20 protein-coding genes are annotated in these 15,785 nt (G+C 38.1%); 8 read left to right on the forward strand and 12 right to left on the reverse strand.

Annotated features, from left to right (window positions below):
- Positions 1-9: 9 nt before the first annotated feature.
- From HNP36_RS12120 to HNP36_RS12135, 4 genes are read right to left on the reverse strand one after another with little or no spacing between them, the layout of a single operon-like run.
- On the reverse strand, positions 10-927 hold the full coding sequence (locus HNP36_RS12120; protein ID WP_184163689.1) for a YARHG domain-containing protein: 918 nt from the start codon (positions 925-927) through the stop codon (positions 10-12).
- Positions 924-1,562, reverse strand: a complete 639-nt coding sequence (locus tag HNP36_RS12125) for a DUF2306 domain-containing protein (protein WP_184163692.1) — start codon at positions 1,560-1,562, stop codon at positions 924-926. The genes HNP36_RS12120 and HNP36_RS12125 overlap by 4 nt, the downstream gene beginning before the upstream one ends.
- A 4-nt stretch (positions 1,563-1,566) precedes the next feature.
- A complete protein-coding gene (locus HNP36_RS12130) occupies positions 1,567-1,986 on the reverse strand; it encodes an energy transducer TonB (protein ID WP_184163696.1) in 420 nt (139 codons plus the stop codon).
- Positions 1,983-3,188: an NAD(P)/FAD-dependent oxidoreductase gene (locus HNP36_RS12135; RefSeq protein ID WP_184163699.1), complete on the reverse strand. Its 1,206-nt coding sequence runs from the start codon at positions 3,186-3,188 to the stop codon at positions 1,983-1,985. The genes HNP36_RS12130 and HNP36_RS12135 overlap by 4 nt, the downstream gene beginning before the upstream one ends.
- A 113-nt stretch (positions 3,189-3,301) precedes the next feature.
- Here HNP36_RS12135 and HNP36_RS12140 point away from each other — a divergent pair, with 113 nt between their 5' ends.
- Together HNP36_RS12140 and thiL are read left to right on the forward strand one after the other, a co-directional pair.
- Complete coding sequence (locus HNP36_RS12140) at positions 3,302-3,793, forward strand: acyl-CoA thioesterase (protein WP_184163702.1); 492 nt, start codon at positions 3,302-3,304, stop codon at positions 3,791-3,793.
- Positions 3,794-3,853: 60 nt separating this feature from the next.
- Positions 3,854-4,918 carry a thiamine-phosphate kinase gene (gene thiL / locus HNP36_RS12145; RefSeq protein WP_184163705.1) on the forward strand — a complete coding sequence of 355 codons (1,065 nt, stop codon included), beginning with the start codon at positions 3,854-3,856 and terminating at the stop codon, positions 4,916-4,918.
- 65 nt (positions 4,919-4,983) lie between these two features.
- Here thiL and HNP36_RS12150 read toward each other — a convergent pair whose 3' ends face one another.
- The 3 genes from HNP36_RS12150 to pepT all read right to left on the reverse strand — a co-directional run bounded on the left by HNP36_RS12150 (position 4,984) and on the right by pepT (position 7,341).
- The gene (locus HNP36_RS12150) at positions 4,984-5,229 is read right to left on the reverse strand and encodes a hypothetical protein (RefSeq protein ID WP_184163708.1); all 246 of its coding nucleotides are present in this window, start codon (positions 5,227-5,229) and stop codon (positions 4,984-4,986) included.
- A gap of 289 nt (positions 5,230-5,518) precedes the next feature.
- Complete coding sequence (locus HNP36_RS12155; protein ID WP_184163711.1) at positions 5,519-6,088, reverse strand: hypothetical protein; 570 nt, start codon at positions 6,086-6,088, stop codon at positions 5,519-5,521.
- A 5-nt stretch (positions 6,089-6,093) separates the two neighbouring features.
- Positions 6,094-7,341 carry a peptidase T gene (gene pepT / locus HNP36_RS12160; RefSeq protein ID WP_184163714.1) on the reverse strand — a complete coding sequence of 416 codons (1,248 nt, stop codon included), beginning with the start codon at positions 7,339-7,341 and terminating at the stop codon, positions 6,094-6,096.
- A 143-nt stretch (positions 7,342-7,484) separates the two neighbouring features.
- On the opposite strand from pepT, the gene HNP36_RS12165 reads away from it, so the two are divergent.
- From HNP36_RS12165 to HNP36_RS12185, 5 genes are all read left to right on the forward strand, one after another.
- Positions 7,485-7,901 carry an RrF2 family transcriptional regulator gene (locus HNP36_RS12165; RefSeq protein ID WP_184163717.1) on the forward strand — a complete coding sequence of 139 codons (417 nt, stop codon included), beginning with the start codon at positions 7,485-7,487 and terminating at the stop codon, positions 7,899-7,901.
- 82 nt (positions 7,902-7,983) lie between these two features.
- On the forward strand, positions 7,984-8,697 hold the full coding sequence (locus HNP36_RS12170) for a phosphoadenylyl-sulfate reductase (RefSeq protein ID WP_184163720.1): 714 nt from the start codon (positions 7,984-7,986) through the stop codon (positions 8,695-8,697).
- 12 nt (positions 8,698-8,709) lie between these two features.
- Entirely contained in the window at positions 8,710-9,618 is a 909-nt protein-coding gene (cysD, locus tag HNP36_RS12175) for a sulfate adenylyltransferase subunit CysD (protein ID WP_184163724.1), read from the forward strand.
- A gap of 115 nt (positions 9,619-9,733) precedes the next feature.
- The gene (locus HNP36_RS12180; RefSeq protein WP_184163727.1) at positions 9,734-10,972 is read left to right on the forward strand and encodes a sulfate adenylyltransferase subunit 1; all 1,239 of its coding nucleotides are present in this window, start codon (positions 9,734-9,736) and stop codon (positions 10,970-10,972) included.
- A gap of 225 nt (positions 10,973-11,197) precedes the next feature.
- Complete coding sequence (locus HNP36_RS12185; RefSeq protein ID WP_184163730.1) at positions 11,198-12,046, forward strand: hydroxymethylglutaryl-CoA lyase; 849 nt, start codon at positions 11,198-11,200, stop codon at positions 12,044-12,046.
- 18 nt (positions 12,047-12,064) lie between these two features.
- Here the strand turns inward: HNP36_RS12185 and HNP36_RS12190 are convergent, their stop codons facing one another.
- A complete protein-coding gene (locus tag HNP36_RS12190; RefSeq protein WP_184163733.1) occupies positions 12,065-12,805 on the reverse strand; it encodes a hypothetical protein in 741 nt (246 codons plus the stop codon).
- Positions 12,806-12,888: 83 nt separating this feature from the next.
- Between HNP36_RS12190 and HNP36_RS12195 the strand changes: the two genes are divergently transcribed.
- Positions 12,889-13,719: a sulfurtransferase gene (locus HNP36_RS12195; RefSeq protein WP_184163736.1), complete on the forward strand. Its 831-nt coding sequence runs from the start codon at positions 12,889-12,891 to the stop codon at positions 13,717-13,719.
- A gap of 103 nt (positions 13,720-13,822) precedes the next feature.
- On the opposite strand, the gene HNP36_RS12200 is transcribed toward HNP36_RS12195, so the two are convergent.
- The 4 genes from HNP36_RS12200 to HNP36_RS12215 are packed head-to-tail and all read right to left on the reverse strand — an operon-like array spanning position 13,823 to position 15,721.
- The gene (locus HNP36_RS12200; RefSeq protein ID WP_184163740.1) at positions 13,823-14,149 is read right to left on the reverse strand and encodes an SUF system Fe-S cluster assembly protein; all 327 of its coding nucleotides are present in this window, start codon (positions 14,147-14,149) and stop codon (positions 13,823-13,825) included.
- 3 nt (positions 14,150-14,152) lie between these two features.
- Positions 14,153-14,854, reverse strand: coding sequence for a 3'-5' exonuclease (locus HNP36_RS12205; protein ID WP_184163743.1), 702 nt, complete (start codon positions 14,852-14,854; stop codon positions 14,153-14,155).
- Positions 14,855-14,867: 13 nt separating this feature from the next.
- Positions 14,868-15,215 (reverse strand): tRNA-binding protein, encoded by a 348-nt coding sequence (locus HNP36_RS12210; RefSeq protein ID WP_184163746.1) that lies wholly within the window; start codon positions 15,213-15,215, stop codon positions 14,868-14,870.
- Entirely contained in the window at positions 15,212-15,721 is a 510-nt protein-coding gene (locus HNP36_RS12215; protein ID WP_184163748.1) for a hypothetical protein, read from the reverse strand. Before HNP36_RS12215 ends, HNP36_RS12210 begins: the two co-directional genes overlap by 4 nt.
- Positions 15,722-15,785: the final 64 nt, after the last annotated feature.

Below are 15,785 nucleotides of genomic sequence, written 5' to 3' on the forward strand. Positions count from 1 at the left end.
CTATAAAAATTACCTTCCGAAACTGTCATACTTATCTTCCGCATATTGGATAAAGCGGTTAAGCAAAGCCACATTTTCTTTTTCCATTGGGGTAAGATCCTTATCTACATTATTGGCAACGGGGATATACCAGTCAGTTTGTTCAAAGAAATACCTGTAGGTTTCTTTTTTGAAAGAATAGCCGTGCCTTGCGAAAACAGAATTCTTAATAATTTCAAGGTCTAATTTCCTTAAATTCTTCAATTCCTTTTCAGTTAATTTCTGTTTGGAAGCATTCAGGCTGAAAATAGCCTCGGAAGCCACTCTGTTTTTAGAGGTAGTATAGCTTTCGGTTTTTCCGGTTTCTTCATCCGTATATTTTTCTACAAAATCTTTTGGATTAGACCAGTCTACCAGGTCAGAATCCTTATCCAGCATAAAATTCGGGTTATATACGAACTCCTTTTTTGAAAGCTTAATGGTTTTTAAAGGTGATTTTACTGCTGTTTTGTTAAAAGCATTCCATTTTCCGGTGATGCTGTCACCATTTAATTTTATTTCAAACCTGCCATCTGTTTTATCATTTCCAGGTTCATCCAGCACAAAAGACTTTGTACTTTCATTGAAAATACCTCTGAACGGACGCTGGTTACCATTAACAATACTTTGTCCGTAAACACTGTCTTTGGTTATCCTGTTGATCTTCAGAGAAATTCTCTTATTGACATAATCCTCATATTCCTCACCATCTTCAGCTGTAATCTTTTCTTTTCCTGCAAAATTTCCCATGTAAATCCCGTAATATTCCTTATAAATTTCAGGAACAGCCACAGAATCCTTTTTTGCAACCACAGAATCCTTTCCTGTTTCGCTTATTTTTCCATCTTTTTTACAACTCAACAGGGAAACTGCGAGTAAAGAAGCAAGGGTGTAATTTAGAATTTTCATATATGTTTTTTTGTAATTAAATATTCAATCAAAAGGATATTGGGAATCCAGCCCAGCCATGCAATAATCTGGTAAACGTCCATAGGATTCGGGTGGAATAAATATACAATAATTACCTTCCAAATTCTTAAAGTGAGGGCAGATATTGTAAGGGCAAAGCTTCTCCACATCCATTGCTTGTGTTCCTTAAACTTTTTTTGTCTGGCAGCCTGGTATGCTTTATATGTAGAAAACCACCATAAAGAGCCCAGAATAACAAATGAAATTTTTGACAGAAAACCACCATTGGCAAAAAATCCCATATAAATTCCGGAAGGTGCGGCAAGGATCAGGATTAAAAAAATATAAACCTTACCCATATTCCTGTGAAAATTTTTTAAGCCGAAATCTTTCCTGAGAATAGCCAGAAATCCGGAAAGCAGAACAAAAATACTCGTATATACATGTGTATAGAAAAAGGTAAGATATTCCGGTCTTTCCACAACTTCCGTCTGTTTGATCATCAGGAAACTTACATTTGGGTTAAAAGGAATATATTCCAGTGTAATTTTAAGCATTAACCAAAAGAAATATCCGAACCCGGCAATTAGAAGGGTTTTTAATAAAATAGAAATATGTTTTTTAGTTGTAAGCATTTATCTAATCCATGCTTATAGTCATGGGCATTCGAAACGTTGATTCAACTGGTTGCCCATTGCGGGTTGCTGGCTTCCATTTCTTTTTAATTGTTCTCATAACCCGGGTCATTTCTTGATTCATAGCAGGACTATTTCCTGTTGTAGAAATAGCACTCATACTTCCATCGGGAAGAATCAAAAATTTGGTTACAGACTTAAATATTCCTGTGCCTTTAAGATTAGACGTCTTAAACTCATTACCAATATGATTTCTCAGGGCTGATAATCCACCAGGAAACTCAGCAGAAACCATTGTGTCACTAAGTTTTTGAATACCTGAGGCTGAATCTGTTTGTATCTGTGACTCTTCTTTTTGTAATGTCTGAGAAAAGGCAAGCTGAAGTCCTAAAAGTAAAATTAGTAGTAATGTTTTTTTCATCATGATAAGTTATTTAAATGTTGTGCAATGAGCCATCCTTCACTCCAGCATGCCTGAAAATTGAAACCTCCTGTTACGGCGTCTATATTTAAAACCTCACCGGCAATATAAAAATTAGGAAGCAATTTCGAAGACATGTTTTTGAAGTTAATTTCCTTTAAATCAATACCTCCGGCGGTTACAAACTCGTCTTTAAAAGTAGACTTACCTGTTACATTCAATTTCTTTCTGCATAGATTTTCAAGGATCTTCTGCATTTCCTTTCCTGAAATATTGGAGATCTGCTTATTCAGATCAATTTGTGAAACATCCAATATCTTCTGCCAGAACCTGTTGGTAATTTCAAAGATTTTCGACTGTCCGATAGTCTTTTTCGGGTTCAATTGTTTAAAGTTCTGGAAAGCCTGCTCGGCATCCTCTATGGATTTTGAGATAAAGTTCACCTCAATTTCAAAATTATATTTCGCTTTTGCAAGGCTTATGGCTTCCCAGGCTGAAATCTTCAAAACAGCTGGCCCTGAAAGGCCCCAATGGGTAATAAGCAAAGGTCCGTTTTCCTCTGTTTTTAATTTCGGAATTGAAATTTCAGCATTTTCAAAACTGGTTCCTGCCAGATCTTTGAGCAGTTCGTCTTTAATATTGAATGTAAAAAGTGACGGAACAAGATCAATGATTTTATGGCCCAGATTTTCAACAATTTTCAGTGACTTTGGAGAACTTCCGGTGGTATAAACAACATAATCTGCCTGGAAATCGCCCAAACTCGTTTTTACCACATACTTTTCACCCTGTTTTACAACTTCCTTAACGGAACATTTCGTTTTGACCTCTGCTTTTTTATTCTGAATTTCATTCAGTAAAGTATTGATAATGGTCTGTGAAGAATTGCTTTCGGGGAATACCCTGTTATCATTCTCAATTTTCAATGGAACATTACGTTGGTCAAACCATTCCATAGTATCTCCCGGTTGAAATTTAGTGAAAACACTCAGTAATTCCTTATTGCCTCTCGGGTAAAACTGTACCAGTTCTCTGGGATCAAAGCAGGCATGGGTCACATTGCAGCGCCCGCCTCCGGAAATTTTCACTTTCTGAAGTACATCCGAGTTCTGTTCCAGGATGGTAATATTATATTTTTTTTCGTCAATATTCGATGCGCAGAAAAAGCCTGCCGCACCGCCTCCGATAATGATGATCTGTTTCATGTATGGGTAATCCTATGCTGAAGATTATTTTTTCAAAAGTACAATTTTTATAAACCATCTTATTTGAGTAATTTTGAAGATTATAATTTAATCATACTAAAAACGACTTTTACATGATTTTTTACCATAAATTCGAAGTACGCTGGAGTGACCTTGATGCGAACAAGCACTTAGCCAATTCATCATACGTACAGTATTGTGCTCAGTCCAGAATGGCTTTTATGACCAAAGAAAAAATGGGAGTTACCCAGCTAAGCAGATGGGGAATTGGCCCCGTGATCCTACATGAAAGATATTCTTTCTTCAAAGAGATTTATGCGGACCAGACGGTTATCGTAAGCCTGGAGATTGATGGCTGCTCGGAAGATTCTTCCATCTACAGATTCGTGCATAAGTTTTACACACCGGATGGGGTTCACTGTGCTACAGCAGAAGCTACAGGAGTGTGGATCGATATGATGCTGAGAAAAATGACAACTCCGCCGGACGATGTGGTAGAAGCCATGAATAAATACAAAAGCCCGGAAACAGTGGTGATGAGCAAGGAAGATTTCAAAAAACTTCCTTTCCAGCCGAATAATGTGGATCCGGCAGAATTTAATTAATTCAAAGCTCAAAGCTTAATGTTATACATACATTTGCATTAGGCATTAATACAAAAAATTATGTTTGAAGATAAATCACAGGAACTGACCCCGATTTCCAAATTAGGAGAATTCGGCCTTATAAAGCATTTAACAGAAAATTTCCCCCTGTCTAACGAATCTTCGGAACTGGGAGTGGGAGATGATGCGGCAGTTATTAATCCCGGAAGTAAAAAAGTGGTCGTTACTACGGATGTTCTTGCAGAGGGAGTCCATTTTAATTTAGGTTATGTCCCCTTAAAACATTTAGGATACAAAGCAGTAGTGGTGAATCTTAGCGATATTGCTGCGATGAATGCTGTTCCAACGCAAATTCTTATTTCTCTGGCAGTTTCCAACCGTTTTCCGGTGGAAGCTTTGGAAGAAATTTATTCCGGTATCCAGGCTGCCTGTGGAAGATATAAAGTAGATCTTATAGGTGGAGATACTACAAGCTCCAACTCTGGTCTGGTAATGAGCATTACTGCGATAGGAATTGAGAATGAAGAGAATATTGTAAAAAGAAGCGGTGCCAAGCCCAACGATCTTCTGGTGGTAAGCGGTGATCTTGGTGGCGCCTACATGGGACTTCAGATCCTTGAAAGAGAGCACGCTGTTTTCCTTGCAGACCCAAATATGCAGCCGGAAATGGAAGGGTACGACTATATTCTGGAAAGACAGCTGAAACCGGAAGCCAGAACAGATGTTAAAGGCATTCTGAAAGAACTGGATATCCAACCTACATCCATGATCGATATTTCTGATGGCCTGGCTTCAGAGATCCTTCATCTTTCTGACCAGTCGAAAACAGGATTCAGGCTGTATGAGGAGAAAATACCAATGGACAGTCTTACCATTTCCACAGCGGACGAAATGAATCTTAATCCTGTAATGACTGCATTGAGCGGAGGTGAAGATTATGAGCTTCTGTTTACGATTTCACCTAATGATTTTGATAAGATTAAAAATCATCCGGATTTTACCATTATTGGACACGCTGTAGAACATGAAGAAGGAAATTACATGGTAGCAAGAGGTTCTAATCAGTTGGTTCCTCTTACAGCTCAAGGCTGGGATGCTTTTTTAGGCAATCAGCAGAATGGATAAAATTATACTAATTTTGAATATTGTGAAAAACCACAGCAGGAATGCTGTGGTTTTTGTTAGCTATATCAATAAGGCTGCTCTTCACAATTGGAAGGAGGATTACATCCGCCTCCGCCACCACCGGGGTTTCCGCCACCTACTGCAATGCAGGTTCCCGGATTTCCGTCATCAGCCATCTCGCAGGCCTTTCCGAATGTACATTCGCAGTCTGTCCAGCAATAGGCGGAATCACCGTTCATATGACAGCCTCCACTGCCTCCGCCAAGAATCAATGACAGTTCTTTTCTTGAAATTTTCTTGATTTTTTTCATAAAATTGATTTTCTAAAGTTAATGATCTGATGTTTAAGTAAATATAATAAAAAATATTTTCATCCTGAAGGGAAATATTATATGCCAAAACCAGAAAATGAATCAAAAAAATGATCGGAATTTATTTAAGAAGAAGAGTATAGAAAATAATTGATAATCAAATAATTAGTTAGCACACCGCTTAATCAAGGATTAATTCCTCTTTTGCAATTTTAAAATATTTGTGGTGAAAATTGAACTTTGTATTAAAAGGTCAAAAAAAACCGCTGCTCTCACAACGGTTTACTATTTATTTACTAAAATTCATTTGTAAAGGAAGATTAACCACGGATAAAACCGGCCTTCCATTAGATTCAGCAGGTTTCCATTTCCCCTTATCCTTAATTCTGTAGAAAGCAGCTTCTATGAATGTATTGACCGCTTCATTATTACCTTTTACTTTCGCATTGTATACATTTCCTTTAGAGTCTAAAGTAAATTTTAAATTGATCTTATAAGGATTAACCGCAAAATTTAAAAAAGAAAGGTCAACTGCTTCATTTAAAAGTGTTTGAAACGTAGCTTTTCCGGTTGCATACTCAGCTTCTTTGGTGATCTTCGGGGTTATCGGAGGCGGAACATCAGTTACCATTTTCTTTTCCTCCTCAGCTATTTTTTCCAGTGCATTTTGATAGGCTGAAATTTTTTCTTCAGTAAGCAGCCACTCCTGCTTCGTTCTTTCATCATTAGGTTTAGGATACTTCTTGTATAAAGATTTGATCTTTCTTTCATACTTAGAATCCGCTTTCTGAAATTCAGAGACCTGTGCGTTGCTGATACTAAAAATCAATATAAATGCTAATGCTGAAAGTCTTTTCATCCGTATTAAGCTTTTACGATATTAATAATGACTTCAGCTGCTTTTTCCATGCTTTCCAGCGCTACATACTCGTATGGCCCGTGGAAATTGATTCCCCCGGCAAAAATATTAGGACAAGGAAGTCCCATATAAGACAGCTGTGCACCGTCTGTTCCTCCTCTTATCGCTTTGATTTTCGGCTCAATACCAGCTTCTTTCATCGCTTTTGCAGCAAGATCTACAATATGCATTTTGCCTTCAAACTGCTGCTTCATATTTCTGTACTGCTCCTTAATTTCCACTTCAGCAGTGCCTTCGCCATGTTTTTGGTTGAATTCAGCTATTTTTTCCTCCATGAACTTCTTCCTTGCCTCAAATTTATCAGCATCATGGTCACGGATGATATATTGAAGTTTAGCCTCAGAAATATCAGCATTAATGTCCATTAGATGATAGAACCCGTCAAAACCTTTTGTAGTTGCCGGTGTTTCATTGGCAGGAAGCATTTGGGCAAATTCAGTTGCCAGAAGTGCCGCATTGATCATTTTTCCATACGCATAACCCGGATGAACACTTAGCCCGTGGATTTTTACTACAGCTCCTGCGGCATTGAAATTCTCGTATTCCAGCTCGCCAACTTCTCCACCATCCATAGTGTAAGCCCATTCAGCACCGAATTTGGCAACATCAAATTTATGAGCACCTCTTCCAATCTCTTCATCAGGGGTAAAACCTACGGCAATCCTTCCGTGCTTGATTTCCGGGTTGGCTATAAGATATTCGGCTGCTGTTACAATTTCTGCGCATCCTGCTTTGTCATCTGCCCCCAGAAGTGTATTTCCGTCAGTAGTGATCAGGGTTTGTCCAATATATTTCTTTAAACTTTCAAATTTTGAGGGAGAAAGAGTGAATCCTGTAGCCTTGTTCAGAACAAGATCATTTCCGTCATAATTTTCCCAAACCTGCGGTTTTACATTTTCACCACTGAAATCCGGGGAAGTATCATAATGTGAGATAAAACCAATTGTAGGTCTGTCATTATTATCTAAATTAGAAGGTACATATCCCATAATGTAACCGTTGTCATCAATAGAAACATCTTCCAGGCCTATTGTCTTCAACTCTTCGGTAATATATTTTGCAATATCCCATTGGCGGGGAGTAGAAGGTGTTGTTTCACTTTCTGCATCGCTGGTTGAATATATCTTTACATAGGCGAGAAAACGGTTCAGTAATTTCTCTTTCCACATCTGGTTAAATTCTATTGCACTCATCAATTTTAAATTTCAACAAATATACAATGTAAATTTTTCAAATTTGAATTTTAAACGCATTTTCAAAGGGTAATTTAGATTCATTTTTTTATCCGGTGAAGCAATTTCGTTAATCGGATAAATTGTTATAACTTGCATCAATTATGATGTCCAAACGTTGCAAATATGCTTTGAAAGCAATGGTTAGGCTGGCAAGAAACTACAATCAGGGATTTTTGTCAACCAATATTATTGCACAGGATGAGAATATTTCCAAAAAATTTTTAGAACAGATTCTTCTTGAGCTGAAGAGAGCCAAACTGGTTAACAGCAAACAGGGAAACGCAGGAGGATATTATCTTCTGAAGTCGCCTGATGAAATTTCACTGGCGGACATCTACCGTATTTTTGAAGGACCGATTGCCTTAACTCCCTGTATTTCATTGAATTTCTATGAACCCTGCGATGATTGTTTAGACGAAGAAACCTGTTATCTTAGAAATGAGCTTATTATTGTAAGAGAAAAAACAAGAAAGAGCATGATGGAAGCTACCCTTACTTCCTTCATAAAAAACAGCTGATTTTTTTTATATCTTATATCCTAGTAATTTGGTAGGATAAATAGGATTTATATATATTTGCAGGAATTAATTTCAACTCAAAATGGAAAATACGCTGGAAATAGAATTCGAAAATCTGTTGGGAAAGGCCTCTTCAGGTACTTTTGAACCCGATTTTCTGGAAAATCTTGCCAACAGGTTTTCCGGTGAAGTGATCTTTTCTACCAGCTTCAGCTATGAAGATCAGGTCGTAACTCATCTGGTAAAAAACCTGAATATTGATATTTTCACTCTGGATACAGGAAGGCTTTTCGAGCAGACCTATGAAACCTGGGCCTCATCCAGAGCTTTCTTCAAAAAAAATATCAAAGCCTATTATCCCGATCCTGAAGCGTTACAGGAATTCGTTTCGGAAAACGGTCCGGATTCTTTCTATCAATCCGTAGAAAAAAGAAAAGCATGCTGTAATATCCGGAAAGTTCAGCCATTAAAACAGGCTCTTCAGGGATATAAAGTCTGGATCACGGGATTACGCTCGGAACATTCGGCAGGCAGGGGACAAATGCCTCAGTTGGAATGGGACCCGGATCATCAGGTCATTAAATTTCATCCGATCCTTCACTGGACCACTCAGCAGGTTGCGGAATATGTTCAGAACCATCAGCTTCCATACAATTACCTTCATAAAAAAGGATTTGTAAGCATAGGTTGTGAACCCTGTACCAGAGCAATCAAAGAAGGGGAAGATTTCAGGGCAGGCCGCTGGTGGTGGGAAGACGCGGATAAAAAAGAATGCGGATTACATGTTCATCAATAAAGAAATACCAATATGTCATTATATCATTTAAATTATTTAGATCAGCTGGAATCAGAATCCATTTATATTTTAAGGGAAGTAGCAGGGCAGTTTGACCGTCCGGCCTTATTGTTCAGCGGAGGAAAAGACAGTATTGTTCTGGCTCACCTTGCAGCAAAAGCATTTCCCCACGGAAAAATTCCTTTCATATTTGTTCATGTAGATACCGGGCATAATTTTCCGGAAGTTCTAAATTTCAGAGACCAGCTGACTTCAAAACTGAATGTAGATCTTGTAGTAAGAAAAGTGGAAGATACCATTCGTCAGCGAAAACTGACGGAACCGAAAGGAAAATTCCCAAGCCGTAACTGGCTGCAGACCTTTACACTGCTTGATACCATTGAAGAATTCGAATTTGATGCATGCATAGGCGGAGCAAGAAGAGACGAAGAAAAGGCCCGTGCAAAAGAAAGAATTTTTTCCGTAAGGGATGAATTCGGACAATGGGACCCAAAACTGCAACGTCCTGAGCTTTGGAATATTTTCAACGGAAAGATCCACAAAGGAGAAAATGTAAGAGTATTTCCTATAAGCAACTGGACAGAACTCGATGTCTGGAACTACATCCGGAAAGAGAAGATAGAGCTGCCATCCATCTATTTTTCGCATGAAAGAGAAGTGGTAGACCTCAACGGACAGTGGATTGCGAATTCAGAATTTGCCGTACTGGAAGACAATGAAACTATAACAACCAAAAGAATACGCTACCGCACAGTAGGAGATATGACCTGTACCGCTGCCGTAGAATCTGAAGCCGCTACAGTAGACAAAGTAATTGAAGAAATTGTAGCCACCAGAATCTCAGAAAGGGGAGAAACCAGAATTGATGACCGCGTTACAGAAGCAGCTATGGAAGACCGGAAAAAAGGAGGCTATTTTTAATAAGTAATCAGCAATGAGTAATGAGCAATAATGCTGTGTTGGAAATAAAAACTTCTATCAATATTACTCATTATCAATTACTTATTACGCATATTTATCATTAAACTAAAAAAGTGTGGATATATTAAGATTAATAACAGCAGGAAGTGTAGATGACGGGAAAAGTACCCTCATCGGAAGACTGCTTTACGATAGCAAAAGCATTTTGCAGGATCAGCTGGAAGTGCTTGAGAAACATTCTAAAAATAAAAATGAAGACGGCGTGGACCTGGCTCTTTTAACAGACGGGCTTCGTGCTGAACGGGAGCAGGGAATTACCATAGATGTGGCTTACCGATACTTTTCTACATCAAAAAGAAAATTTATCATTGCAGATGCTCCGGGACACGTACAGTATACCAGGAACATGATCACCGGAGCTTCCAATTCAGACCTGATGATTATTCTTATCGATGCCCGAAAGGGAGTTATTGAACAGACGAGAAGGCACTCCATCATAGCTTCATTGCTTAAGCTGAAAAAAATAGCTGTTGCCATCAACAAAATGGATATGGTAGATTATTCAGAAGATGTTTTTGAAACCATCAAAGCAGACTATTCCAAAATTGCTCAAGAACTGGAGCTGAATGAAGTAACCTATTTCCCGATTTCCGCATTGAAAGGAGATAATATTGTTTCCTTATCATCTGCTACAAATTGGTACAGAGGCAGTTCCCTTCTGGAATACCTTGAGGAAGTACAGCTGGATCAGGAACAGAACATTGGAAGCCGTTTCCAGGTACAGTATGTGATCCGTCCGCAGACCGAAGAATTACATGATTACCGTGGTTATGCCGGGCAGGTGATAAGCGGAAGTTTTCAGAAAGGAAGTAAAATTGCCATTCTTCCCGCTGAAATTATAACAGAAATTACATCTATAGAAGTGAATGGTGCTGAAGTTCAGGAAGCTTTTGAAGGACAACCGGTCCTGATTCAGGTTAAAGAGGATATAGACATCAGCAGAGGAGATTTCTTTACATCGGCAGAAGAACTTCCGAACGTTGAAAAAGAAATTGAAGTTTTGTTGTGCTGGCTTGACCAGAAAGGGCTTCAGCCTGGGAATAAATATATTCTGCAACATCACAGCAGACAGCTAAAAGCCATAGTAAAACAGGTAGATTACAAAATCAACGTAAATACACTGGAAAAAGAACCTACAGAAGATGGAATAAAGCTTAATGAAATTGCGAAAGTAACAATAAAAACCGCGCAGCCTCTGGTGTTTGATGATTTTGTAAGCAATAAAAAAACAGGATCGGCCATTTTGGTAGATGAAACCTCCAATGCCACAGTTGCAGCATGTATCATTCAATAGGAAAAATATATATTGATGAGTGGAGCCATTATAGACTTTTTTATCATATTCTGAGTTGCAAAATCTCAGAATTGATGTACAGGACAGCTTATCAGGGTATACATATAAGTTATCGAAATTTTAAATGAGATATAAATTATTGAAAATCAAAATAATATTAGCTTTGTATAAAGCCTGTACAGAATAGTATAGTTTTATTATATTTGAGAAAATCAAAAAGTAAAAATGTTTCTAACAGAATGTCCCAGAGATGCCATGCAGGGTTGGGGAGAATTTATCCCTACCGGTAAAAAAATAGATTATATCAACTCACTGATGGAAGTCGGGTTTGATGTATTGGACTGCCTGAGTTTTGTTTCCCCGAAAGCAATTCCACAGATGGCTGATTCCGATGAGGTGGCTGAAAATATTGATAAATCTTTATCCGGAACAAAAGTTTCAGCAATCATCGGGAATTACAGAGGGGCGGAAAAAGCATTAAAGCACCAGTCGGTTGATATTTTAGGATTTCCGTTTTCTATTTCAGAAACATTCCAGCACAGGAATACCAACAAGAATCAGGAAGAAGCTTTTGACGAGATTCTCAAAATGCTCGAGCTGGTTAAAAGTGAAGGAAAACAGCTGAATATCTATTTTTCTATGGCCTTTGGTAATCCTTACGGCGAAATGTGGAAATGGGAAGATGTAGATTTCTGGGCGAAAAGATTTTCAGAAATAGGCATTAAAGACATCCTACTTTCTGATACTACAGGCGTTGCAACACCGGAAACTATCGCGCTTTTATTCGAAAAAATTCCGTCAAAATATCCTGAAATCAATTTTGGAGGACACTTCCATAACCGATATGAAGATTCCTATTCAAAACTTAAGGCTGCTTATGATCAAGGCTGCAGAAGATTCGATAGTGCGATCAAAGGAATTGGCGGATGTCCTATGGCAAAAGATGACCTGGTAGGAAATATGCCTACAGAACAGGTGATTAATTTTATGAGCGTTGAAAAGGTAGATCATAAACTGAATCTGCTGAACTTTGAAAGCTCCTACAACAAGGCAAAAGATATCTTTCACTTTTAAAATAAAGCCGTTTTAGCTTTACTGTATAGAATCATTTTCTGCATCTGAAGCATCTTCCTCATCATAATGCGGGTTTTTCATGTCGTTGAGTTCCTCTGCTGTGTATTGATGAAGTTCTTCAAAATTTTTAGTTCTTGTATCATAGACAAGAGCATTTTTCTGATATTTGAACTTGATAATCAGCCCGTCTTCAGGGGAAGGCTGTAATTCAGATGAGTCCATGAAAATTTTGCTGCCCTTTTCAAAAGAATTGATAACGGGCAATTCACCATCATATCTTTTCTTGAAAAGAAGGTCTCCGGTACTGGATATAATGAACAGAATGCTGCTGCTTGAGTCTTCATTTTCCACTAAAAATGCAAGGTCCGGTTTATTTTCTTCACTTTGTCCGGTAAAATTGCCAAAGGTAAATACCTTTTTTGCCCTGTCTTTAATATTCGTCAGGTGAAACTTTTCAGATACATCTTCAGGTTCATAAAACTTATTGTTGATGAATGTCTGAACAATTCCCCTCTTGTATTCATCAGGAATTTCATCATATTCTCTCACTTTGAAAGTTATTGTTTTCAGGTATTCAAAATTCTCAATAGCAATAATAGGAGTAGCGTATGCATCGGCCTGCATGGTTTCATCTTCAGCAAAATAACGCTGCCAGTTATATAAAAATGAAAATGCAATTAAAAGAAGAATGACTAGGGATATAGATATAATCACCCATTTTTTCTTTGATTTTTTGGGTAGCTCAGGGCTGGAATTCATGATTGTGTTTTTAAATGCGTAAATTTATGCAAAAATATTTCTCAGAAAAATAATTTTTACTTCAAAATTTATAATTATCCACTATGAAAACCAGTCCATTTACAAAGAATATTGAAATTTCGGAAAACATAATCATTTTAGATGCAAGAACCGGAAAAGAAGCAAAGCAGAACTATCTGGAAAAGCACATTAAAGGAGCGAGATTCATTGATCTGGATACACATCTTGCAGAAATAGGAGAAAATGCCGCCTTTGGAGGAAGGCATCCGCTTCCTTCTGTTGGAAAATTTGCGGAAACACTTTCAGATCTTGGAATTACAGAAGATTCAGATATTGTGGTGTATGATGATAAGAACGGATCCAATGCTGCAGCCAGGGCATGGTGGATGCTGAAATCTTTTGGATTTGATAAGGTTCAGGTTCTTGACGGCGGAATCCAGGCAGCAGAAAAGAATGGGATAGAATTTTTTTCGGGAGAAGAAACATTTGAAAAAGCGGCATTGATAAAAAAAGATCATTGGCTTTTACCTGTTTCAGGTCTGGAAGTGGTTGAAAATGAATTGATAAACGGTAATTCGACAGTAATCGATGTAAGAGATGCTTACCGTTACAGAGGAGAATCCGAGCCGATAGATCTTGTAGCCGGACATATCCCCGGAGCGATCAATATTCCTTTTTCGGAAAACCTTGATGAAAATGGAAATTTCCTTGACCCTGAAATCTTAAAAGAAAAGTATACGAAACTTTTAAAAGATAAACCTCAGCATCTTATTATCCATTGCGGTTCCGGTGTTACAGCCTGTCATACTATTCTGGCACTGGATTATGCTGGCTTCCCGATTCCTGATCTTTATGTAGGCTCATGGAGTGAGTGGAGCAGAAGAGAAGGAAAAGAGGTTGCAAAGGAAATTTAAAATATTTTGAACCGTTAAGCCCTGATTTAGGATCTTGGAATAGATGTTTATAAAGAATAAAAGGCTGCCAAAACTGGCAGCCTGATTTATTTCAGTGGAAATTTTAAAGCATTCCCAGTTCAAACTTAGCTTCTTCGCTCATCATATCCTTATTCCAGCTTGGTTCAAAGGTAAGCTCCAAATCTGTACTTTTTACACCTTCTACTTCGGATACCTTGTCTTTCACCTCCTGAGGAAGCGTTTCTGCAACCGGACAGTTTGGGGTAGTAAGGGTCATGATAATTTTTACATCACCTTCATCGGAGATCTGCACATCATATACAAGCCCCAACTCGTAAATATCCACCGGAATTTCAGGGTCATATACGGATTTCAGGACCTTAATGATTTCCTCACCAATGTCAGCAATTTGATCGTCTGTAAATTTCATTTTTTAATCTAGATTGATATTCCTTTTCAACAAATCTTCCTGACGCATACGCCGGAAAACATTTGCCAAAGTTAAGACATCTTTTTCACAATAGTCAACAATTCGCTGCAAGTCTTTCTCTATGTAGTAGATTGATGAAACCATTGAGCCGTCTATATCATCTTTGGGAGTAGGAATTCCGAAGACATGGGCCAGCAATTCCAGGGAAACAAAACTTTTATAATCCCCGAATTTCCAAAGCTCCATAGTATCGATATGTGGAATTTCCCAGGGCTTTTTCCCAAACATCTGAAACGGAACCGGAGGCTGTATTCCGTTGATGAGGTATCGTCTGGCAATCCAGGGAAAATCAAATTCTTTTCCGTTGTGGGCACACAGGATCACATTATTCAGTCTGGGACTGTTAAAAATTTCTCCGAACTCCTGAAGTATTTTTTTCTCATCGTGGCCGGAAAAGCTTTTGATTTTTAATGTATCATTCTTTTCTACCATTCCGATGGTAATGCAGATGATTTTACCAAACTCAGCCATAATGCCGGCACGTTCATAAAAATCTGCGGCACTAACGTCTTCTTTTCTCTGAAATTTTGTTTTCTTGTCCCAGAGTTTCTGTTCGGCTTTAGGTAATGTGTCCCATGATTCCGATCCCGGAACAGTCTCAATATCAATAAATAAAACTTTTTCTAATGGAATGTGTTGTATCATATGTGTTTGTGTTTTATCCTATCGGCATCCCGTTTTTTACAGGCAATGAAGGGGTTAAAAGGGTGACGTCTTTTTTGTCTTCACCATAAACTCCCATCACAAGGCATTCACTGAAAAAATTAGCGATTTGCTTTTTGGGAAAATTCACTACAGCCATTACCTGTTTTCCTATGAGTTCATCTTTTTGATAAAGGGAAGTAATCTGTGCTGAAGATTTTTTTATTCCGAGGTCTCCGAAATCTATTTCAAGCTGGTAAGAAGGGTTTCTTGCTTTTTCAAAATCATCTACTGAAACTATTGTTCCGCACCGTATGTCTATTTTTTCAAAATCAGCCCAGGATATTTCCGGTTTTATCATCATGGTAAAGAGTTGATTAAGTGTTCTACTTCTGCTTTTTCTGCTTCATATTTTTTCTGAAGCTCAGATCCTTCGCTCATTCTTCTGTAGTATTCCAGTGCCTGGCCTCCGAAGAATTTTTTATAATGATCCGAAACTTCCGGAATCTGTGGGAAAACTTTATGAAAAAGCATTTCATAATAGGCCTGAAATTCGCGCTCGTTTTTGTCTTCAATAACCTGTCCGGGAGCTTTCTGCCGAACATGGAGCATTTCATGGGCTACCATATTCAGGACAAGACTCAGGTCAAAATCAAATAAGTTCTTAGGAATCATTACGGTTTGTGGTCCGCCTAACACTCCTTCAGCCGTCAGGAGCATAGAAGTGGGAGACAGCTCTTCCCGGAATCCGAAACCGGCAAAGTTTTCATGTTCCAGGTCGAAGGAATGGATTAAAAATCTCGCGGCATCCAGAATCTGGTCGTGTTCCTTATAAGCCTCCAGATGTAAATTGATCTGCTCTAAATTCATTCAGAATATGTTTTAAACAAATGTATTAAAATATTTGTAGTGTTGTTTGTTTCCTAAACTATGT

This window comes from Chryseobacterium shigense, from assembly GCF_014207845.1.
Classification (GTDB): domain Bacteria; phylum Bacteroidota; class Bacteroidia; order Flavobacteriales; family Weeksellaceae; genus Chryseobacterium; species Chryseobacterium shigense_A.